Annotated in this window: 16 protein-coding genes; 10 read left to right on the top strand and 6 right to left on the bottom strand. The window is 70.7% G+C overall.

Translation table 11 applies throughout. The features are described from left to right. Window positions 1-3: 3 nt before the first annotated feature. The 3 genes from O7633_RS26145 (at window position 4) to O7633_RS26155 (ending at window position 4,323) form a co-directional block, all read left to right on the top strand. Window positions 4-720: a class I SAM-dependent methyltransferase gene (locus O7633_RS26145; RefSeq protein ID WP_278132340.1), complete on the top strand. Its 717-nt coding sequence runs from the start codon at window positions 4-6 to the stop codon at window positions 718-720. A 72-nt stretch (window positions 721-792) separates the two neighbouring features. Next, window positions 793-2,133 carry a crotonyl-CoA carboxylase/reductase gene (gene ccrA, locus O7633_RS26150; RefSeq protein WP_278136350.1) on the top strand — a complete coding sequence of 447 codons (1,341 nt, stop codon included), beginning with the start codon at window positions 793-795 and terminating at the stop codon, window positions 2,131-2,133. Between the two features lie 186 nt (window positions 2,134-2,319). Next, complete coding sequence (locus O7633_RS26155) at window positions 2,320-4,323, top strand: helix-turn-helix domain-containing protein (RefSeq protein ID WP_282324289.1); 2,004 nt, start codon at window positions 2,320-2,322, stop codon at window positions 4,321-4,323. Here O7633_RS26155 and O7633_RS26160 read toward each other — a convergent pair. Then, on the bottom strand, window positions 4,265-5,476 hold the full coding sequence (locus tag O7633_RS26160) for a transposase (protein ID WP_282324290.1): 1,212 nt from the start codon (window positions 5,474-5,476) through the stop codon (window positions 4,265-4,267). The genes O7633_RS26155 and O7633_RS26160 overlap by 59 nt on opposite strands. Before the next feature lie 378 nt (window positions 5,477-5,854). Between O7633_RS26160 and hflX the strand changes: the two genes are divergently transcribed. From hflX to O7633_RS26195, 7 genes are all read left to right on the top strand, one after another. Continuing rightward, window positions 5,855-7,249: a GTPase HflX gene (gene hflX / locus O7633_RS26165; protein ID WP_278136351.1), complete on the top strand. Its 1,395-nt coding sequence runs from the start codon at window positions 5,855-5,857 to the stop codon at window positions 7,247-7,249. A 65-nt stretch (window positions 7,250-7,314) separates the two neighbouring features. Continuing rightward, window positions 7,315-8,541: a dTDP-4-dehydro-6-deoxyglucose aminotransferase gene (locus tag O7633_RS26170; protein ID WP_278132346.1), complete on the top strand. Its 1,227-nt coding sequence runs from the start codon at window positions 7,315-7,317 to the stop codon at window positions 8,539-8,541. Window positions 8,542-8,581: 40 nt separating this feature from the next. Then, window positions 8,582-10,030 (top strand): dTDP-4-amino-4,6-dideoxy-D-glucose ammonia-lyase, encoded by a 1,449-nt coding sequence (desII, locus tag O7633_RS26175; RefSeq protein ID WP_278132349.1) that lies wholly within the window; start codon window positions 8,582-8,584, stop codon window positions 10,028-10,030. A gap of 239 nt (window positions 10,031-10,269) precedes the next feature. Next, window positions 10,270-11,103, top strand: coding sequence for a 23S ribosomal RNA methyltransferase Erm (erm, locus tag O7633_RS26180; protein WP_278132351.1), 834 nt, complete (start codon window positions 10,270-10,272; stop codon window positions 11,101-11,103). A 325-nt stretch (window positions 11,104-11,428) separates the two neighbouring features. Continuing rightward, complete coding sequence (locus tag O7633_RS26185; RefSeq protein WP_278132353.1) at window positions 11,429-11,836, top strand: nitroreductase family deazaflavin-dependent oxidoreductase; 408 nt, start codon at window positions 11,429-11,431, stop codon at window positions 11,834-11,836. A 409-nt stretch (window positions 11,837-12,245) separates the two neighbouring features. Further along, a complete protein-coding gene (locus O7633_RS26190) occupies window positions 12,246-13,433 on the top strand; it encodes an EI24 domain-containing protein (protein WP_282324291.1) in 1,188 nt (395 codons plus the stop codon). Between the two features lie 471 nt (window positions 13,434-13,904). After that, window positions 13,905-16,604, top strand: a complete 2,700-nt coding sequence (locus tag O7633_RS26195) for an RICIN domain-containing protein (protein ID WP_278132355.1) — start codon at window positions 13,905-13,907, stop codon at window positions 16,602-16,604. A gap of 108 nt (window positions 16,605-16,712) precedes the next feature. Here O7633_RS26195 and metK read toward each other — a convergent pair whose 3' ends face one another. The 5 genes from metK to O7633_RS26220 all read right to left on the bottom strand — a co-directional run bounded on the left by metK (window position 16,713) and on the right by O7633_RS26220 (window position 21,037). After that, on the bottom strand, window positions 16,713-17,897 hold the full coding sequence (metK, locus tag O7633_RS26200) for a methionine adenosyltransferase (RefSeq protein WP_278132357.1): 1,185 nt from the start codon (window positions 17,895-17,897) through the stop codon (window positions 16,713-16,715). Window positions 17,898-17,974: 77 nt separating this feature from the next. Continuing rightward, entirely contained in the window at window positions 17,975-18,307 is a 333-nt protein-coding gene (locus O7633_RS26205) for an antibiotic biosynthesis monooxygenase family protein (RefSeq protein ID WP_074478358.1), read from the bottom strand. Next, entirely contained in the window at window positions 18,304-19,557 is a 1,254-nt protein-coding gene (locus O7633_RS26210) for a 3-deoxy-7-phosphoheptulonate synthase (RefSeq protein ID WP_278132358.1), read from the bottom strand. The genes O7633_RS26205 and O7633_RS26210 overlap by 4 nt, the downstream gene beginning before the upstream one ends. Next, complete coding sequence (locus O7633_RS26215) at window positions 19,557-20,237, bottom strand: O-methyltransferase (protein ID WP_278132360.1); 681 nt, start codon at window positions 20,235-20,237, stop codon at window positions 19,557-19,559. The genes O7633_RS26210 and O7633_RS26215 overlap by 1 nt, the downstream gene beginning before the upstream one ends. A 62-nt stretch (window positions 20,238-20,299) precedes the next feature. Beyond that, entirely contained in the window at window positions 20,300-21,037 is a 738-nt protein-coding gene (locus O7633_RS26220; protein WP_282324292.1) for a hypothetical protein, read from the bottom strand. Window positions 21,038-21,295: the final 258 nt, after the last annotated feature.

Raw genomic sequence — 21,295 nt, forward strand, 5'->3', positions numbered from 1 at the left:
TCCATGATGTACGCGGACGCCATCGCCGAGGTCTACGACCTGATCTACCAGGGCAAGGGCAAGGACTACGCGGCGGAGGCGGCGGAGCTGGAGGCACTGGCCCGGGCCCGTCGGCCGCACGCCCGGACGCTGCTGGACGTGGCGTGCGGCACGGGGCTGCACCTGCGGCACCTGGCGGGCCTCTTCGACGACGTGGGCGGCATCGAGCTGGCACCGGACATGCTGAGCATCGCCCAGCAGCGAAACCCCGGGGCGGCCCTGCACCTCGGCGACATGCGGACCTTCGACCTGGGGCACCGCTACGACGTCATCACCTGCATGTTCAGTTCGGTGGGCCACCTGGCCACCACGGCCGAGCTGGACGCGACCCTGGCCCGGTTCGCCGCGCACCTGTCCCCCGGGGGAGTGGCGATCGTCGAGCCGTGGTGGTTCCCGGAGACCTTCACCCCCGGGTACGTGGGCGCGAGCCTGGTGGAGGTCGACGGCCGCACCATCTCCCGGGTCTCCCACTCGGTACGCGAGGGCGGCGCGACCCGGATCACCGTGCACTACCTCGTGGCCAGTTCCGGAGGGGGAGTCCGGCACTTCGACGAGAGCCACCTGATCACCCTCTTCGAACGGTCCGACTACGAACGTGCCTTCGCCCGGGCGGGTTTCACGACGGAGTACCTGACGCCCGGCCCGTCCGGCCGCGGCCTGTTCGTCGGCGTCCACCCCTGACGACCCGTTGCCGGTGCGCCCCCGACCCGCGCCCCCGACCCGCTGGAGGAACAGATGCCAGACACCCCCGAGCTGAACCGGATACTCGACGCGATCCTCGCCCAGGAGACCGACGCGCGGGAGCTGGCGGCCCTGCCGCTGCCCTCCTCCTACCGGGCCGTGACGGTGCACAAGGACGAGACGGGGATGTTCCTGGGCCTTCCCCGCCAGGAGAAGGACCCGCGCAAGTCGTTGCACACGGAGGAGGTGCCGGTGCCCGAGCTGGGCCCCGGGGAGGCCCTCGTCGCGGTCCTGGCCAGCTCGGTCAACTACAACACGGTCTGGTCGTCGCTGTTCGAGCCGCTGCCCACCTTCGGCTTCCTGGAGCGCTACGGCCGGCTCTCCGAGCTGGCTCGGCGGCACGACCTGCCGTACCACGTCCTCGGCTCGGACCTGGCCGGCGTGGTGCTGAGGGTCGGGCCCGGCGTCAACCGCTGGCGGCCGGGTGACGAGGTCGTGGCGCACTGCCTCTCGGTGGAGCTGGAGTCCGCCGACGGCCACGGCGACACGATGCTCGACCCGGAACAGCGGATCTGGGGCTTCGAGACCAACTTCGGCGGCCTCGCCGAGATCGCGTTGGTCAAGGCGAACCAGCTGATGCCCAAACCCGACCACCTGACCTGGGAGGAGGCCGCCGCGCCGGGACTGGTCAACTCCACCGCCTACCGCCAGCTGGTCTCCGGCAACGGGGCCCGGATGAAGCAGGGCGACAACGTCCTCGTCTGGGGGGCCAGCGGCGGTCTCGGCGCGTTCGCCACCCAGCTCGTGCTGGCCGGCGGGGCCAATCCCGTCTGCGTGGTCTCCAGCCCGCGCAAGGCCGACATCTGCCGTCGGATGGGCGCCGAGGCCGTCATCGACCGGGTCGCCGAGGACTACCGCTTCTGGTCCGACGAGCGCACCCAGAATCCCCGGGAGTGGAAGCGCTTCGGCGCACGCATTCGGGAGCTGACCGGAGGCGAGGACGTCGACATCGTCTTCGAGCACCCCGGCCGGGAGACGTTCGGCGCCTCGGTCTACGTGACCCGCAAAGGAGGCACCGTGGTCACCTGCGCCTCGACGAGCGGTTTCGAGCACGTCTACGACAACCGTTACCTGTGGATGTCCCTGAAGCGCATCGTCGGCACGCACTTCGCCAATTACCGGGAGGCGTGGGAAGCCAACCGGTTGGTGGTCAAGGGCAAGATCCACCCGACGCTGTCCCGCTGCTACCCGCTGGAGGAGGTCGGCCAGGCGGTCTACGACGTCCATCACAACCTGCACCAGGGCAAGGTCGGCGTGCTCGCGCTCGCGCCGCGCGAGGGGCTCGGGGTCCGGAACCCGGAGCTGCGGGAACGCCATCTTGCCGCGATCAACCGCTTCCGGGTGCCGGCCTGAAGGGCCGCCTTTGCCGCCCGGGCGCGCGGCGGCTGGCATGCGGGCGAACCGGGTGTTACCGGGCGGAAGCAATTCTCACTGCGAGTAGTTGCAGGGTGTACAGGTTACTGTGGACATATCGATAGTCTTATGTAGCCATCGACCCCCCTGAATCCTCTATTCGTTGTGTGCGAGGTGGTTGGACGTATGACTGGCACCAGCATTCCCCCGCGGGACCACGAACTCCGATTCTTCGAGCTTCTGGCCAGGGAGGCACCCTTACCGCAGTACGAGGAACTGGTGCACCAGGCGCACCGGGACGGAGTGGACCAGGCGACGCTCGACCGGGTGATGATCGCCAAGCGACTCGCGTTGGAGCTTCGAGAGGTCATCGGGAGGCGGTGTCAGCGGCAGGCGGAGCTGGCCGCCCTCGTCGACACCGCCCGTGACCTCGCCGGGGCGACGAACCTGGAGGCCGGGCTGCAACTGGTGGTGCGGCGGACCCAACTGCTGCTCGCCGGGGACGTGGCGTTCGTCAGCCTCGTCGACGACGCGGCCGGCGAGTCCTACGTCGCCTCGGCCGTCGGGGCGGCCACCGCGCTGACCAGCGGCTACCGGCTGCCCTGGCGCGACGGGCTGGTCGTGGCCGCCGCGCCGCGCGAGCCACTCTCCTGGACGGCGGACCACCTCGCCGACGAACGCCTCGAACGACACCCGGCCGCCGACGGCCTGGTCCGCGCGGAAGGGCTGCACGCGGTGCTGTCCGTGGTTCTGAGCGTCGAGGGCCGGCACCTCGGCAACCTGCACGTCGGCCACCGGCAGGTCCGCCACTTCGCCCCGGACGAGGTCGCGTCGCTGCGCCTGCTCGCCGATCTCGCGGCGACGGCAGTGGAGCGGATCATGCTGCTCGACGACACGTGGGCCGAACTCAAGCAGGCCCAGCAGGAGGCGGCCAGGGCCCGAGCCGAGCTGAACGCGGTCCGCATGGCCGACAGCCTGCAACCCGAACTCGTCCAGCTCATCCTCGACGGCGGCGAGCTCGACGACCTGGTGGGCAGCGCCGTGCGGCGACTGGGCGGCGCCCTGCACGTGCGTGACCGGGCCAACGGCGTGCTGGCGGCGGCCGGTGAGATCCCTGTCCCGAACGAGCGGGAACTGGCCCGGGTGCGGCTGAACGCCCACGCCACCGGCCGACCCGGCCGCCTGACCACCGGTTCCTGGGTGGTGCCCCTGGCGGCCCGCGCCGGTGACCTCGGCTGTGTGTTGTTCCACGCCGACGAGCCGTCCGACGACGAGCGGATGGCGGCCCTGCCGGCGGTCGCGCAGACCGTGGCGCTGCTGATGACCAGGAACGGCGGGAGCCACGGCCAGCCGGGCGACGGGCTCCTGGAGGACCTGCTCGGCCCGTGGCCGGACCTGGAGCGGGGCGGGAAGCGCCGTCGGTACACACCTGTCGAGTTCGACCGACCCTACGTCGTCGTGGTCGCCCGCCCCGAGGGCGCCACCTCGGCCCGGGTGTTCGAACGGGCGGTCTCCGTCGCCCACGGCCTGAACGGCATGAAGGCCATCCGGGACGGCCAGGCGGTGCTGCTGCTGCCCGGTGACGACCCGGGGGCCCGGGCCCGGGACGTGACGCGGGAACTGAGCGGGCTGCTCGGCCTACCGGTCACGGCCGGAGGCGCCGGACCGGTGCGCACGGCGGACTCGGTCAGCCGCACCTACCAGGAGGCGGCCCGGTGCGTCGACGCCCTGGCCGCGCTGGACGCGAAGGGGCGGGCGGCCTGCTCACGGGACCTGGGCTTCCTCGGGCTGCTGGTCGCCGGCGGCCACGACGTCACCGGTTTCGTCGACCGGGTCATCGGACCCGTGCTGAGCTACGACGCGCGCCGGCTCACGAATCTCAGGGAGACCCTGCAGACCTACTTCGACTCGGCGGGCAGCCGTACCCGGGCGGCGGAGATGCTGCATCTGCATCCGAACACCGTGTCCCGCCGGCTGGACCGCATCTCCCAGTTGCTCGGCCGGGACTGGCGGCAGCCGGACCGGGCCCTCGACACGCAGCTCGCTCTGCGCCTGCACCGGATCCGTGGCCTGCTCTGCCAGGAACGGGGCTATCCGGGCTCATCGCAGGAGCCGGACCAGCCCGCGCGGCCTACCCGGCGGCACCGCCCTCCAGCATCCGCAGGGCGTGCGCCACGGACGCCAAGGTGACGTGCCGGTGCCAGCCTTGGTATGACCGACCCTCGAAGTCTTGGATGCCCACGTCGAGGCTGACCTGGGAGAAGTCGGTCTCGACCCGCCGGGTGAGCTTGCTCAACCGCAGCAGTGGGCCGTACCCGGCGTCGGTCATGTTGGTCAGCCACATCTGCCGTACGCCGCGCTCGTAGGTCTGCCACTTGCCGAGCAGTGTCAGGGGCAGCCCGGGCGCGGCGGCGCGCGCCGCCCCCGGCGGGGCCGGGACGGACGGACCGGGTGGGCGGGCGCCGGACAGGCCCGGCCAATAGACCTGTAGCGGCGCGACCAGGCTGGTGCGCCGTGCGCCGGGGCTGGCCGGGTCGATCCACTCCACCGGACGGCGCTGGGCCCGCGTCAGGCTGAGCAGGTGTTCGGCGGAGGCCGCCGCGACCCGGTTCTCGCGCGGGCCGGGCCCGGCGGCCAGCAGGGTGCAGCCGCTGCTGATCCGCAGCAGGAAGGGCAGACCCGCCGTGGTGAACGCCTCGATCAGCGGGGGCAGCGCCGAGTGCCGGGCGTCCATGACCACCGGGCGAGGGCCGATCCCCCAGGCCGCGGCCTTCAGCACCGCCTGCACCGCCGCGCCGTCGCTGGTCGTGCCGTCCTCGTCCGCCGGTACGCTCGCGCGGGCGCGGTTGTCCTGGAGCCAACCCTTACCGATGGACAACTGCCAGTTGATCGGCGCGGCGACGGTCTCCGAGGCCAGCCAGAGGCCGTAGCTCTGCTGGCTGTTGACCGTCTCGCCCAGCGCCGGCACGTACCGGCGTTCCACGCCGACCGAGTGCCGGCCGGTCTTCGGCACCAGCATCGACCGCACCACCCAGGCCCGGGGCGACAGCGTCCGGTCCAGGTGGCCGGCGAGCGCGGCACGGACGGTCTCCCACTCCCAGGTGGAGCAACTGATGAAGTGGTGCATGCTCTGTGCCGCCGCCGGATCGTCGGCGATGGCGGCCAGGTTGCGCATGGTCTTGCGGCCGGAGGCGGTCAGCAGCCCCCGGACGTACAGCTCGCCCTTGCGTCGCTGGTCGGCGCGGGGCAACGAGGCCAGCAGGGCGGCGCAGAACCGGGACACGGCGTCCGGATCGGACCTTGCCGCGGTCACCTCCTCGCGGACGTCGAGCGTCGGCACCATCACTCCCCTCCTGCGGCGGGACGATGTGCTGATCACGGCAGACCCGGCCCCCCGGTCCCACCATCGCCCGGCGACGCCTGCCTTGCCCAGGTGCGTCGGAAACACACTTGGCGACGACGGCGATCCCGCACCCACCGCGGCCCCGCCGGTGCGTGTCCGTGGCGGTCGGGCGCGGGCCGGCGACCCGGTGACGCCCGCACACATCGCGGCTTCGGCCGCGGCGAAGTGTGTGACCGGCGAACCTCGCTTCCCGCGCCGCCATCCGGAAGCCTGCAAGGGACCGGAAGCCTTCCAACGAGATTGGCATCCCCCCGGCAAAGGACCCAGATGACCTCCGCAGCGCACCATTCCCCGCATCCGGCGAAGGCCGACGCCCTGATGGACGACGCCCACGCCGACCTCGGGGTCGACGCCGAGGCCGACGGTCGACGGCTCGACCGGGCCGCCCTGCGGCGGGTCGCCGGGCTGTCGACCGAGAGGGCCGACGTCACGGAGGTCGAGTACCGGCAGGTGCGGCTGGAGCGCGTCGTCCTGGTCGGCGTGTGGACCTCGGGCACCGCCGACGAGGCCGAACGGTCCCTCGCCGAGTTGGCGGCACTCGCCGAGACCGCGGGAGCCGTGGTGCTCGACGGGGTGATCCAGCGCCGCGACCGGCCCGACCCGGCGACGTACATCGGCTCCGGCAAGGCGCGGGAGTTGCGGGACATCGTCCAGGAGGTGGGGGCCGACACGGTGATCTGCGACGGTGAGCTGAGCCCCGCCCAACTGGTACGCCTCGAAGAGGTCGTCGACGCCAAGGTGGTGGACCGCACCGCGCTGATCCTCGACATCTTCGCCCAGCACGCCACGTCCCGCGAGGGGAAGGCGCAGGTGGCCCTGGCACAGATGCAGTACATGCTGCCGCGGCTGCGCGGCTGGGGCCAGTCGCTCTCCCGGCAGATGGGCGGAGGCGCCGGCGGCGGTGGCATGGCCACCCGGGGACCCGGCGAGACCAAGATCGAGACCGACCGGCGGCGCATCCACGAGAGGATGGCCCGGCTCCGACGGGAGATCGCGGAGATGAAGTCCGGCCGCGAACTCAAGCGCCGCGATCGGCGGCGCAACAGCGTCCCGTCGGTCGCGATCGCCGGTTACACCAATGCCGGCAAGTCCTCGCTGCTCAACCGGCTCACTGGCGCGAGCGTGCTGGTGCAGAACGCGCTGTTCGCCACCCTCGACCCGACGGTGCGCCGGGCCACCACCCCGAGCGGGCGCAGCTACACGATCACCGACACCGTCGGATTCGTCCGGCACCTGCCGCACCACCTGGTGGAGGCGTTCCGCTCCACCCTGGAAGAGGTGGCCGAGGCCGACCTCCTGCTGCACGTGGTGGACGGTGCCCACCCCGCCCCGCTGGAGCAGCTCGCCTCGGTGCGCGCGGTCATCCGGGACGTGGACGCGGCGGGAGTGCCCGAACTCGTCGTGATCAACAAGGCCGACGCCGCCACCCCGGCCGCCCTGGCCGCGTTGGCGGAGGCCGAGCCGCACCACGTCGTCGTCTCGGCCCGCACCGGTCAGGGCATCGACACGCTTCGGCAGTTGCTGGAGGCCGCGCTGCCGCACCGGGAGGTCCAGGTCGACGTCCTGATCCCGTACGTCGCGGGCAGCCTCGTGGCCCGGGTGCACGCCGACGGCGACGTGCTGGCCGAGGAGCACACGGCCGACGGCACCCTGCTGCGGGCGCGGGTGGCCCCCGACCTGGCCGCCGAGCTCAGCGCGTACGCCAGGACCTGAGCGTCGCCGCCTCCCGGGCGGCATCCGGAGCTGGCGAAGCTGTGGCCCGTAGAGGGAGGCAGACGATGAAGCGAGATCTCGGGGATCTGGCACTCTTCGGAGGACACGCCAGCTTCCTCCAGCAGATCCACGTCGGGCGCCCCAACCGGATCGATCGGGCCAGGCTGTTCGACCGGCTGTCCTGGGCGCTCGACAACGAGTGGTTGACCAACAACGGGCCGCTGGCACGGGAGTTCGAGGAGCGGGTCGCCGACATGGTCGGGGTCGGCAACTGCGTGGCGACGTGCAACGCCACGGTGGCCCTCCAGCTGCTCGCGCACGCCACGGAGCTGACCGGTGAGGTGATCATGCCATCGCTCACCTTCGCCGCGACCGCGCACGCGGTGCGCTGGCTCGGGCTGGACCCGGTCTTCTGCGACATCGACCCGCGCACCGGATGCCTCGACCACGTGGCGGTCGCCGCGGCCATCACGCCACGCACGTCGGCGGTCTTCGGCGTCCACCTGTGGGGCCGGCCCTGCGACGTCGACGCGCTGGAGAAGGTGACCGCCGACGCGGGCCTGCGCCTGTTCTTCGACGCCGCCCACGCCATCGGGTGCACCTCACAGGGTCGACCGGTGGGGCGGTTCGGCCACGCCGAGGTGTTCAGCTTCCACGCGACGAAGGTCGTCAACGCCTTCGAGGGCGGGGCGATCGTCACCGACGACGACGACCTCGCCCACCGCGTCCGCTCCCTGGCGAACTTCGGCTTCGGCCTGCACAGCCCCAGCGCGGCCGGCGGCACCAACGCGAAGATGAGCGAGGCGTCCGCCGCCATGGGGCTCACCTCGCTCGACGCGTTCCCCGAGGTGGCCCGCCACAACCAGGCCAACTACGAGCAGTACTGCGGGGAGCTGGCCCGGATTCCCGGCCTCAGCGTGATCGACTTCGTCCCCGAGGAGCGGCACAACTACCAGTACGTGATCGTCGAGATCGACCCGGACGTCACCGGGTTGCACCGCGACCTGCTCGTCGACCTGCTCCGGGCCGAGAACGTCGTGGCGCAGCGCTACTTCTCGCCGGCCTGTCACCAATTGGAGCCCTACCGGTCCCGGCAGCAGTTCCAGCTGCCGCACACCGAGCGGCTCTCGGCGCGCGTCCTGGCGCTGCCGACCGGCTCCGCCATCTCCCGGGAAGACATCCGCAGGGTGTGCAACATCGTGCGGTTGGCGGTCTCCCGGGGATTCGAATTGACCGCTCGGTGGCAACAGCGGCCCGGGCCCGACGGACAGAGCGTGGTGGCACCCGGTTGACCGAACGGCACCGGACGGACGTGTGGGAGGGCCCGTGACCATGGAGATCTCCGCCTCGAATCCCGTGGCGACCTGCGCTGTCCCCGGCAGCGACCCGACCGCGGCGGCGCGCGTGCTGTACGACGAGGTCGCCGGCTCAGGAATCGTGCCGCCGGCAGAGATCGGGGCCGCCGCCCAGGGGTTGGTGGCATTGGCACGCATCTACGGGACCACCCCTTTCCTGCCGCTTGAGCAGGCCCGCCGCGAAATCGGCCTGGACCGGGCCGGGTTCGGGCGGCTGCTGGACCTGTTCGCCCGGATTCCCGGGTTGCGCACCGCAGTGGAGAACGGACCGTCCGGTCGCTACTGGACCAACACGGTGCTCGGCCTCGAAAGGGCCGGCGTCTTCGACGCCGTGCTCGACAGGAGGCCGACGTTTCCGCATCTCGTCGGGCTCTACCCGGGCCCCACGTGCATGTTCCGCTGTCACTTCTGCGTAAGGGTCACCGGGGCCCGCTACCAGGCCTCGGCGCTGGACGACGGGAACGCCATGTTCGCCTCTGTCATCGACGAGGTTCCCGCGCACAACCGCGACGCGATGTACGTCTCCGGTGGCCTCGAGCCACTCACCAACCCCGGGCTCGGTGCACTGGTCAGCCGGGCGGCCGAGCGGGGATTTCGGATCATCCTCTACACCAACTCGTTCGCCCTCACGGAGCAGAAGCTCAAGGGTGAGCGGGGATTGTGGAGCCTGCACGCCATCCGCACGTCGCTGTACGGGTTGAACGACGAGGAATACCGGGCGACCACCGGCAAGCAGGGGGCCTTCACCCGGGTACGGGCGAACCTCACGCGGTTCCAGCAGCTGCGTGCCGAGCGGGGCGAGCCGGTGCGGCTCGGCCTCAGCTACATCGTCCTGCCCGGCCGCGCCGGGCGGCTGAGCGCGCTGATCGACTTCGTCGCCGAGCTCAACGAGGCGGCACCGGACCGCCCGCTGGACTACATCAACCTGCGGGAGGACTACAGCGGGCGGCCGGACGGGAAGCTCTCCCCGGAGGAGCGCGCCGAGCTCCAGGCCGAGCTGCACCGGTTCCGGGAGAGGGCAATGGAGCGGACGCCGACCCTGCACATCGACTACGGCTACGCCCTGCACAGCCTGATGACGGGAAGCGACGTGGAGCTCGTGCGTATCCGGCCGGAGACGATGCGCCCCGCGGCCCACCCGCAGGTGTCGGTGCAGGTGGATATCCTCGGTGACGTCTACCTCTACCGGGAGGCGGCGTTTCCGGGCCTGGCCGGTGCCGACCGCTATCGCATCGGCACGGTATCTCCCGGCACGACATTGGCGCAGGTGGTGGAGACGTTCGTGACCAGCGGCGGATCGGTGGTGGCGAAGCCTGGCGACGAATACTTCCTGGACGGATTCGACCAGGCGGTGACCGCGCGGCTGAACCAGATGGAGACCGACGTCGCCGACGGCTGGGGGGACCGACGGGGTTTCCTCCGCTGATGGAGATCGACTGGTGAGAGCGGGTGGCCAAGGCCGAAGAAAGCCAGTTCCCGGTGGCCCGCACCGTCGTTTCAGTCGTCGGGTATAGTGCCCGTCATGGCTGTTGTGTGCTTCATGAGGCTCCGCCGCGCATAGCGGCGGACCATCGCTCCTCTTGATGAGTGTCGCCGCCCATCGGGTCACTGCCGGTGCGGCGTTCCCTGCCGACCGGCTCCGAACGATATTCGCGGAGCACGCACATGCCCTACATCCAGCACGCCGGGCGACATGAATTCGGCCAGAATTTCCTGGTCGACCGCTCGGTGATCGACGATTTCGTCGAGCTCGTCGCCCGGACCGACGGCCCTATCGTGGAGATCGGCGCCGGCGACGGCGCGCTGACCCTACCCCTGAGCCGGCAGGGAAGGGAGTTGACCGCAGTGGAGATCGACTCCAAGCGTTCCAAGCGGCTCAGCCGGCAGACACCCGACAACGTCACCGTGGTCTGCGCGGACGTCCTGAGCTTCCGGTTCCCCCAGTATCCGCACGTGGTCGTCGGGAACATCCCCTTCCACGTGACCACCCCCATCGTGCGGGCTCTCCTCGCCGCGGACCACTGGCACACGGCGGTGCTGCTGGTGCAGTGGGAGGTGGCCCGCAGGCGGGCCGGCGTCGGCGGCGCGACGCTGCTGACCGCGAGCTGGTGGCCCTGGTACGACTTCGAACTGCACTCCCGGGTTCCGGCCCGCGCCTTCCGGCCTGTCCCTTCCGTCGACGGCGGGCTGTTCTCCATGGTCCGTCGTGGGACCCCGCTGGTCGACGACCGGAGGGGTTACCAGGAATTCGTCCGGCTGGTGTTCACCGGCAAGGGGCACGGATTGCCGGAGATCCTTCAGCGGACCGGGCGGATCGCCCGCAAGGACCAGCAGGACTGGCAACGGGCCAACCGGGTGGGGCCGCAGCACCTGCCCAAGGACCTGACCGCCCACCAGTGGGCCTCCCTGTGGCACCTGGTGGCACCCGCCCGGCCGGCCGGCCCCCGCCGTCCGGCACCGCGCCGGCCAGGAAGCCCCGCTTCGGCGCGCCGGCGCTGAGCGGTCCTGGTTTCGAGCCCTGGCGGCGCGCTAGCGACAAGGCCCTGACCTGGGGTTTCGCCCCAGGTCAGGGCCTTTCTCGGTGCCGCTCCGGTGGCCCGGTGCTCGGTGGGTGCTCGGGAGCCGTTGGGCCGAGGCTCTCCTGCCCGGACGGGATGGACGCGCGCCGCCACTCGAAGCCCGTCGGTGACGGTCACGCTCATCGGGTGGTGGCGCTGGTGTGGGCGAACAGCCTGCACACCGGCAGACGGTCAGGTCGTCTCGCACGGCGGGAGCTGACAGGATGGTGGTGCAGAAGGTGGCCGGCCGGGGCGAGGAGTGGCCAGTGAGTGACTGGAACGACAGGATAATTTCCGAGTTCCGTGCGAACGGTGGGCAGGTGGGCGGCCAGTTCGCCGGTGCTCCGCTGCTGCTGTTGCACACCGTCGGCGCCAAGAGCGGTCAGCCCCGGGTGAACCCGATGATGTACCAGGAGGTGGACGGCGGGTACGCCGTGTTCGCCTCCAAGGCCGGTGCACCCACCAATCCCGACTGGTACCACAACCTGCTCGTCCACCCGCGGGTCCGAGCGGAGATCGGTACGGACACGGTCGAGCTGGTCGCCAGGGTCGCCACGGGGGAGGAGCGGGAGAGGATCTGGGACGCGCAGAAGGCCGCGTACCCGGGTTTCGCCGACTACGAGCGGAAGACCACCCGCCAGATCCCCGTCGTCGTGCTGGAGCCCGTGCCGTAGGAGGAGACGGCTCTTCGACCACGTCGGCATCAGGGTGGCGGATCTCGATATCGTGACCGCCCTTCTTCCTGGCGTGCCGCGTGCGGCGCGGCATCGCGTCGGGCGGCCTGCGTTCCGGGACCGGCCCAGGTCGGTCCGGTGACGCCGCGGGCTGAGGCCGGCAGCGGGCGGTCAGCTTCTGCGGCGGTGTGCCGTGGACGGGGTGGCGGGTGGCCGGCCTGGATCGCTAGTGTCCTGAATGGACGGCGATCCGGTGGTCCGAGCCTGGTCGGGCGTCGAGAATGCCATCGTCCACCCGGCAACTCGGAAGATCCGCAGGATCGGCTACCGCCGGCGGGCCGTTGAGAAGCCTGTCGGCCCCGAGGCTCGCCGCTCGCCGTCTCGAACGAACCCCTGGAGGGCCTGACGCATGGATCCGCAGCCGCGTCCGTTTCCGCCGAGTGATCCGTCGACCGGCCAGGTCCTCCCGTCGGCCCATGGCTTCCCTCCGGCCTACCGGGTCCCGTCGAGTGCGCAGCTGGTGCCAGTGGAGTCGGGGAATCAGGCGGCGCCGGCTGCGGGCGGGCCGATGGCATGGGACGGGACCGGCTCATCAGCAGCCCGGATGGCGGGTGCTGCGGGGCATGCCGTCGGGGTCGCGGGGCACCAGACGCTGCGCGCCGCGAAGGCGACCGGCACCAGGATCGGGCGCTTCTTCATCGGTGTCGGTTACTTCTTCCGCGGTGGCAGGCTGTTCGTCACCACGCCCGCCCTCTGGGCGTTCGTGCTGCTTCCCCTCGCGCTGACCGGCCTGGCGCTGCTGGGGTTGCAGGAAGCCACCGGGATGCTGGTCGAGCGGCTCACCGGTTGGCTGCTGGGGTTCGCGTCCGGTTGGCCCGAGGTCGTGCGATGGATCGTCGACAAGGCGCTGTGGGCCGCGTTCAGCCTGTTCTTCCACGGCGCGATGACCGCGCTCACCGTGCCGCTGACCATGCTGTTCGGTGCGGCGTTCTTCCCGGCCCTGACCCGCGGCGTGATCCGCCGCACCGGCGGGACGAACCAGGGCGCGCCGTCGTGGTTTCGCTCGGCGGCGGTCTGCCTGCGTCAGACGGTCATCGTCACCCTGGTTCTGCACGTGGGCTGGCTGATCATCCTGCCGCTGCTGTGGATTCCCGGCGTGAACCTCGTCGCGGCCTTCGGGGTCGGCCTGCTGTTCAACGGCTTTCTGACCGGCTCGCTGGTGCTCGCCGTGCCGCTGCACCATCATGGCGTGCGGGGCGTCGGCGAGCAGCTTCGCTTCGCCTGGCGGAACCTCGGCTTCACGCTCGGCTTCGGCATGACCAGCATCTGCGTCCTGATTCTGCCGGTGTTGTCGGTGCGGATGCTCACGCTGCTGCCGATCAGCCCGGTGTTCGCGGTGCCGGGCGTCGCCCTGTACCTGCTGACCGCACCCTCCACCCTGGTCGGGGCGGTCCTGCTGCACCAGCGGATCGAGTCGACGGGCACCGCCGGAGCGGCCGGCGACGTCGACTCCGGCGGGAGTGCCCGCCCATCGGGGAATGCGTGGTCGACCCGGGCCAGCGCCTTGCCGGCCGCGAATCCTGCGTCGCAGGCGTGACGCCCCTTCGGGAAATCACCTGATGGCTCGGCGCCTCGGTGGGCGCTCGGGAGCCGTTGGGCCGTGGACCCGAAAGCCGTGGTGGGGGAGCCGCGCCCGGCTCCGGCCCGGCCAGCGGCCGCGGCGACGGCGACGGCGATTATGCATAGTCGGCGGGCGATCTGATGGTTGCGCCGTAAACGTATGACGTCTACGCTGCAAGGCAGAATTCTGTGACCATGGGCAAGCGGGCGTGAGCGGGCAGCGGGCGTTCCCGACGGCACGATAGGTGCCGCCGGTCGGTGTTTATCGCCGAAGCGTACGTGGCCTCGCGCCTGTTCTTGCTGCGCCTTTGTCAAGGAACCACCATGGTCGGAATAGCCCCGTGTTCTCCCGCCGTCGGCCGTTATTCGTGCGGTGGTCCACCGTCGCGCCCCGAGGACGAATGTCCAGCGAACATGTCCTGTCGGCGGTAAGCGAAAGGAATGGTACGTGAAACCAGCCGTCTCCACCGTTCGAAGGTCACTGCTGGCGGTTGCGCTGGCCGTCGCCTCCACGCTACCGGCAGTGGTCGGGAATCAACTGCCGGCCTCGGCCGCCGTCCAACAGACCTACTATGTCGCCCCGGACGGAAACGACGCCAACCCCGGCACGCTCCAGTCGCCATTCAGGACACTGCAACGTGCGCGGGACGTCGTCCGCACAGTGAATGCGAACATGACCGGCGACATCGAGGTCTACCTGCGTGGTGGAAGCTACCCGGTGGGCAGCACGATCGAGTTCGGGGCCGGCGACTCCGGCACCAACGGACACCGGGTCAGCTACGCCGCCTATCCCAACGAGACGCCGGTGCTCGAAGGCGGCGTGCAGGTGACCGGGTGGACCCAGCACAGCGGCAACATCTGGAAGGCGCCGCTCGACCGCGCCAACAAACTGCGCGCGCTGTACGTCAACGACAAGCGGGCGTACATGGCGTCGAAGACCATCGGCTCGGCGGGCTGCTACGGGACGTACACGATCACGGCCGGGCAGGCCGCGTGGGCCTGGGAGTCGGGCTCGCAGTGCGACGGCGCCAAGTACAACCTGAACGACTTCCCCGCCGTCGCCCGCAACGCCGACGACATCGAGATCGAGACGGCGACGACCTGGACCACGGCGATCGTGGGGGTCCGCCAGGTGACCACGAGCTCCGACGGCGCGAACCGGGTGGCGCTGTTCCAGCAGCCGGGTGCCGCCATCGCCCAGGGCGCGTTCAACGGCAACGCCCAGACGGGCGGCAGCCACAAGGTGATGAACGCCTACGAGTTCCTGGACGCCCCGGGCGAGTTCTACTTCGACAAGGGCAGCCGGACGCTCTACTACTACAAGAGCAGCGCCGAGAACATGACGACCGCGTCGGTCTTCGCGCCGAACAACGTGACCACCCTGCTGCGGGTCGCCGGCACCTCGACGAGCAGCCACGCGCGGAACATCACGTTCTCCGGCCTCACCGTCCAGCACTCCGACTGGAACCTGTTCAACGTCGCCGGGTCGTCGTTCAAGCAGGCGCAGCAGGGCAACCTCGGGGCGCAGGCGTACGCGAAGCGGAACTTCCACGACTACTACTACCGCAACGTCGACGTCACCCCCGGCATGATCCAGGTGGAGAACGCCGACGGGATCCTCCTGCAACGCAACCGCATCCAGCACACCGGCGCCGACGGCATCAACATGGTGAACGACGTGCAGAGCAGCCAACTGGTCGGCAACTTCACCAACGACGTCGCCGGCTCCGCCATCACCGTCGGCCACCCCCAGCACGTCTACATCGGCGACGGGACGTCGAGCAACCGTGAGAAGTGGTCCCCGCAGGTCGAGGGGCTGCCGAAGAACATCGACATCAGGAACAACTACCTCTACGACAGCGCGGTGCTGTTCAACGGGCACAGCCCCATCTCGGCGTACTTCGTCGACACCCTGAGCGTGCAGCGCAACCGGATCGAGAAGTCCCCGTGGTCGGGCATCACGCTCGGTTGGGGCTGGTGGAACTTCGACGGGTCGTCAGGCTCGATCGCGCCCAACCGGCCGACCACGACGGCCCGCAACAACACCATCAGCTACAACCACATCATCGACACGGTGCAGCGCCTCAGCGACACGGCGCCCATCTACACCCTCGGCAGCCAGCCGGGCACCACGATCACCAACAACTACCTCCAGGGCGTGCCGGCCGGGCACAAGTACGGCCTGCACCCGGACGAGGGATCGGCCTACATCACCTTCCGCGACAACGTGCTCAGCGTGGACAAGAACATCACCTGGATGATCAACTCCGACGACTTCGGGCGGAAGCACGACCTGAGCATCACGCAGATCTACGGCCCGATCAACAAGGTCTCGAACAAGAACCTGCCCAACAGCACGGTCGGCGACATCATCGTCTCCTCCGACTACGTCTGGCCCGCGCAGGCGTACGGCATCGCCGCCAACTCCGGCCTGGAGGACACGTTCCGGGACATCGTCCCGGCGGCCAACCTGTCCCTGCCGAACTACGTCCTGCCCGCCAGCACCTACGTCACCAGCGGGACGGCGTCGATCCCGATCCGGAGCACGGGCGACGCGACCAGGGCGGTCTGGCTGGCGCCCGCCGGCACGACCACCTTCACCGCCGGACCGACGATGACCAGGGCCGGGGGCACCGCCACGTCCATCGCCGTGCCGACGACGCAGGGCGAGTACCGCCTCTACGTCCTCGACGCGCAGGGCAACCGGTCGGCCGAGTCGAGCTCGATCGTCCGGCAGCAGAGCGGCGGCAGCGGCCCGCAGGGCGGCCGGCTCGTGGGCGGCCAGTCCGGCCGCTGCGTGGAGGTGCCGAACTCCTCCACCACCAACGGCACGCAGGTGCAGCTGTGGGACTGCTCCGGCGGCACGAACCAGCAGTGGACCTACACCGCCAACAAGCAACTGACCGGGTACGGCAACAAGTGCCTGGACGCGAACGGCGCGGGCACGAGCAACGGCACCACGGTCATCATCTGGGACTGCCACGGCGGCACCAACCAGCAGTGGAACGTCAACGCCAACGGCACCGTCACCAACGTCCAGTCCGGGCTCTGCCTCGATGCCAACGGCGCCGCCACCGCCAACGGCACGAAGATCATCCTCTGGTCGTGCAACGGCGGCACCAACCAGCAGTGGAGCCTCCGCAACTGACCGGCGCACCGGGGCCGGGCCGAGTCGGCCCGGCCCCGGGTGCCCTCGTCACCTGGAGTGTGCCGGACTTCCTGCGCCGGCTCGGTTCCGTTCAGCGCACCGGAGCGTTCACCGCCCCGCCAGCCCGGCGAGGGCGGCCGCGCGGTCGGTGCGCTCCCAGGTCAGGTCGGGAAGCTCCCGGCCGAAGTGACCGTAGGCGGCGGTCTGCGCGTAGATCGGGCGCAGCAGGTCCAGGTCCCGGATGATCGCAGCGGGCCGCAGGTCGAAGACCTCGGTGACGGCCTTCTCGATCGCGGCCGGTGGCACCGTCTCGGTGCCGAACGTCTCGACGAACAGGCCCACCGGCTCGGCCCGGCCGATCGCGTACGCGACCTGCACCTCGCAGCGGCGGGCCAGCCCGGCCGCGACGACGTTCTTGGCCACCCAGCGCATCGCGTACGCGGCGGAGCGGTCGACCTTCGACGGGTCCTTGCCGGAGAAGGCGCCGCCACCGTGCCGGGCCATCCCGCCGTACGTGTCGACGATGATCTTGCGTCCCGTGAGGCCGGCGTCGCCCATCGGGCCGCCGACCTCGAACCGGCCGGTCGGGTTGACCAGGAGCCGGTAGCCGTCGGTCTCCAGGTCGAGGCCGTGCTTGCTGGCCACGTCGAGCACCGGTTCGACGACGTGAGCCCGGATGTCCGGCGTCAGCAGGTTCTCCAGGTCGACGTGCGGTGCGTGCTGTGACGACACCACCACCGTGTCCAGCCGGGCGGTGCGCGGGCCGAGATACTCCAGCGTGACCTGCGTCTTGCCGTCCGGGCGCAGGTAGGCCACCGTGCCGTCGCGGCGGACCGCGGTCAGGCGTTCGGCGAGCCGGTGCGCCAGTTGGATCGGCAGCGGCATCAGCTCGGGCGTCTCGTCGCAGGCGTAGCCGAACATCAGGCCCTGGTCGCCGGCGCCCTGGTTCCGCAGCGGGTCGCCATCGGCGTCGACGCCGAGCGCGATGTCCGGCGACTGCGCGCCGAGCGAGATCGAGACACCGCAGGAGGCGCCGTCGAAGCCCTTCGCCGAGGCGTCGTAGCCGATGTCGAGGATGGCCTCGCGGACCAGCCGGGCGATGTCGGCGTACGCGGTGGTGGTCACCTCGCCGGCGATGTGCACCTGGCCGGTGGTGATCAGGCACTCCACGGCGACGCGGGCCCGCGGGTCCTGGGCCAGCAGGGCGTCCAGGACGGTGTCGCTGATCCGGTCCGCGATCTTGTCGGGGTGACCCTCGGTCACGGACTCCGAGGTGAAGAGGCGTCGGTACACGGAACTCCCTTGGTCGCTGCAGCAGAGGAGCGGGGCGGACCGGCCCGCGCCGGTCCGCCCCGGGGGGCACGAGGCGGTCAGCTCTCCGGGTGGTGCACGGAGAAGACGGTGTACGCGTGCGGGTCCGGCTTCGCCAGCTTGGCCGCCTTGTCCCGGCCGACCTGGACGTCGGGGTCGGACATGGTCGCCTTGATGTCACGCTTGCTCTGCCACTGGGCGAGGTACGTGACGCGGGTGCCGTCGAGGCTGGCCAGGATGTTGACGGAGATGCAGCCGGGCCGGTGCCGGATGAACTTGTCGGCGCTCTCGGTCAGCACCTCGGCCAGTTCCCGCTGCTTGTCCGGTTCGACCTGGAAGACGTTGACCATCGTGAAGGTGCCGTCGTCGGCACGGATGACCGTTTCGCTCATGACAGAACTTCCTTTCTCCGGTTCGGCACGGACGGGGTCGCCCATGCCCTGACCACCTCGACGGCCTGAGCCGTGTTGAGGCGGGGATCGCAGTAGGTCTCGGTCACGGCCCCGGGCTCGAACTCCGCCGGGTCCTCCCAGACGCACTCCGCGACGTCGAACGGGGTCGTCTCCAGGTGCAGGCCGGCCGCCGTCCCGCCGGCCGTGGTCACGGCCGCCTGGAAGGCACGCACCTCGGCGACGACGGTGCGCACCGACCGGACCTTGACGCCGGACGGCGTCTTCTCGGTGTTGCCGTGCATCGGGTCGCACAGCCACACGACCGGGTGCCCGGCGCGCCGTACGGCGGACACCAGCGGGGGCAGCGCGGCGGCCGCCGCCCCGGCGCCCATGCGGGCGATCAGCGTGAGCCGACCCGGCTCGCGCCCCGGATCCAGGCGGGCACACAGGGCGAGCAGGTCCTCCGGGCGGGTCGTCGGCCCGACCTTGCAGGCGACCGGGTTGGCGGTGCGTGCCAGCATCATCGCGTGCGGCCCGTCCGGGCGTCTGGTCCGTTCGCCAATCCACGGCAGGTGCGTGGAGGCCAGGATGGTGCCGGACGACGTACGCCGCAGCAGCGGCAGCTCGTAGTCGAAGACCAGCGCCTCGTGGCTGGTCCAGACCGGCGCGCCGGAGGCGGGCGTCCAGGCGCTGATCCGCCGTCGTAGGTCCGTGACGGCCGAGAAGGCCGCGTGGTAGCAGTCCAGCATGCGCTCGGGCGTCGCCCGCCGGGCCGTCGCCGTCGGCTCGGGCCCGTTGACCAGGTGTCCACGGTAGACGGGCAGCTCGACGCCGTCGACGACCTCGGTGCTGGCGCTGCGCGGCTTGGCGAACTGCCCGGCGATCCGCCCGATCCGCAGCACCGGCTTGCCGGTGGCGGCCGCCATCACGCCGGCCAGCGCGTCGAGCAGGCCGGCCTTACGCAGCACCGTCGACGGGGTGCACTCCGCCGGATCCTCGGCGCAGTCACCGGCCTGGACGACGAGGTAGTCGCCGGTCGCCGCCTCGGCGAGCAGGCTGCGGAGCTGACGCACCTCGTCCCAGGTCACGAGGGCGGGCAGCCGGGCCAGTTCGGCGCGGACCGCTGCGGCCCGGACCGGATCGGCCCAGTCGGGCTGTTGTTCCGCCACGCCGAAGTCCCACGGGACGTCGTCGTCGAGGTCGGGGAACGGCGCCGCGGCGGTGGCTGACGGCCACGGGTAGCGGGCCATCAGGCCCCTACCTCGCCAGACGGCAGCCGGCGGGCCAGGGTGAGTCCGTCCGCGATCGGCAGGATGACGAGCTCGACCCGGGGGTCGCGGCGGGCGTGCTCGTTGAAGACGCGGATGGCGGCTGCCTTCTCGCCGGGGTAGTCGTCGATCACCTCGCCGCTGAAGAGGGTGTTGTCCACCATGAGCAGCGCGCCGGGCCGCAGCCGCGGCACCAGTTCCTCCCAGTAGCCGACGTATCCGGGCTTGTCGGCGTCGATGAAGGCCAGGTCGAGGTGCGGCTCGGCGGGCAGGGCGCGCAGGGTGTCGAGCGCCGGCCCGAGCCGCAACTCGATGCGGTCCGCCACCCCACCGCGACTCCAGAACTCGCGGGCCAGCCGGGTCCACTCGTCGGACACGTCGCAGGTGACCAGCGAGCCACCCGGGGGCAGGCCCCGGGCCAGGCAGAGCGACGAGAAGCCGGTGAAGGTGCCCACCTCGACGACACGGGTGGCGCCCAACAGCCGGACGAGGAAGGTGAGCAGGGCGCCTTCCTCGGGTGCGACGCTCATGTGCGCCTGCCCCGGGGCGGCCTCGCGGGTGCGTTCCACCAGCTCGGCCAGCAGCGCATCGGGAACCATCCGGCCCTGGGTGAGCAGGTAGTCGTAGAGCTCGGAGGTCAGAGGCAGATTGCGTTGGGTCAAGGGGTCGTTGCGCAGCACGGGTCCTCCGCTGTTCGTGGATCGTCCAGGTGTGGGTGAAGGGCTCAGTCGGAGGCGCTCGGGCCGGTGGCCTGCCACCTGCGGTAGGCGCGGTCGACCGCGTCGACGTCTCGGGCGCGCCCGGCGAGGAAGTCCCGGAAGTCACCGGCGCAGTGCAGCTCGAAGCGCCGCCGCTGCGTCTGGTACGCCTGGTCGCGCACGAAGTACAGGACGGTGGACCCCTCGGGCCCGCCCTCGTGCGGGTTGTACCCGCCGCCCTCCCAGAGCAGGCCGGCGTCGGTCCGCCAGGAGGCGACCAACCTGGCCAGCAGCGTCGTGCTCGGTCGGCGTACGACGAAGGCGGTGTGCCGTTCGAAACCGTGGGCGACCTCGTTGTCCTCGATCCGGCTGTGGTAGCCGGCCCGGTCGCGGGGGAAGAGGAACACCTCCACTGCGGCGTGCCGCCGGCCGTCCGGCAACTCCAGGCGCAAGCGGGTGATGGCGACGTCACAGCCGACGGGGTCCAGCAGGTAGCGGGTGACCAGCCGGTGCCGGACCACCACGCTCGGCACGGCCGGCAACGGCGCCAGGCCCAGCCGGTCGAGGTGGCGCAGGCCCGCCTCCAGGGTGTCGGGAAACAGCAGCACGCCGCAGTGGTCGAACAGGCAGGCCTGCTCGGTCAGCCGGGCCGCTTCACCGTCCTGCGGGGCTGGGGCCAGTAGGGTCGCCGGGGTGGCCGTCGACGCGAACCGCGCGGCGTTGATCGTGTCAGCGAGCTGCCGGCGGCCCGAAGGGGAGAACACGCCTTCCTCGGAAATGTCCTCGACGGCATTTCCGGAGGAATGAAGAGCGGGCATCGAGACCTCCTGTAAGGGGTTCACCGGAAGTCTGCTGCGCATACTTCGAATTTCGCAAGCCCACTTTCCCGCGTTGATCATCGAATGTCTAGGATCAGCCTATCGACCTCAATGAACGCCGCCCTTCGGTGTATCCGATGCGTTCCATCGGATGCGCCGAACCAAAAGAAAACCTTCTACGTGTGCCCAACGAAGGGTGTCCCT

Origin of the sequence: Micromonospora sp. WMMD712 (assembly GCF_029581295.1) — a bacterium.
GTDB classification, from domain to species: domain Bacteria; phylum Actinomycetota; class Actinomycetes; order Mycobacteriales; family Micromonosporaceae; genus Micromonospora; species Micromonospora carbonacea.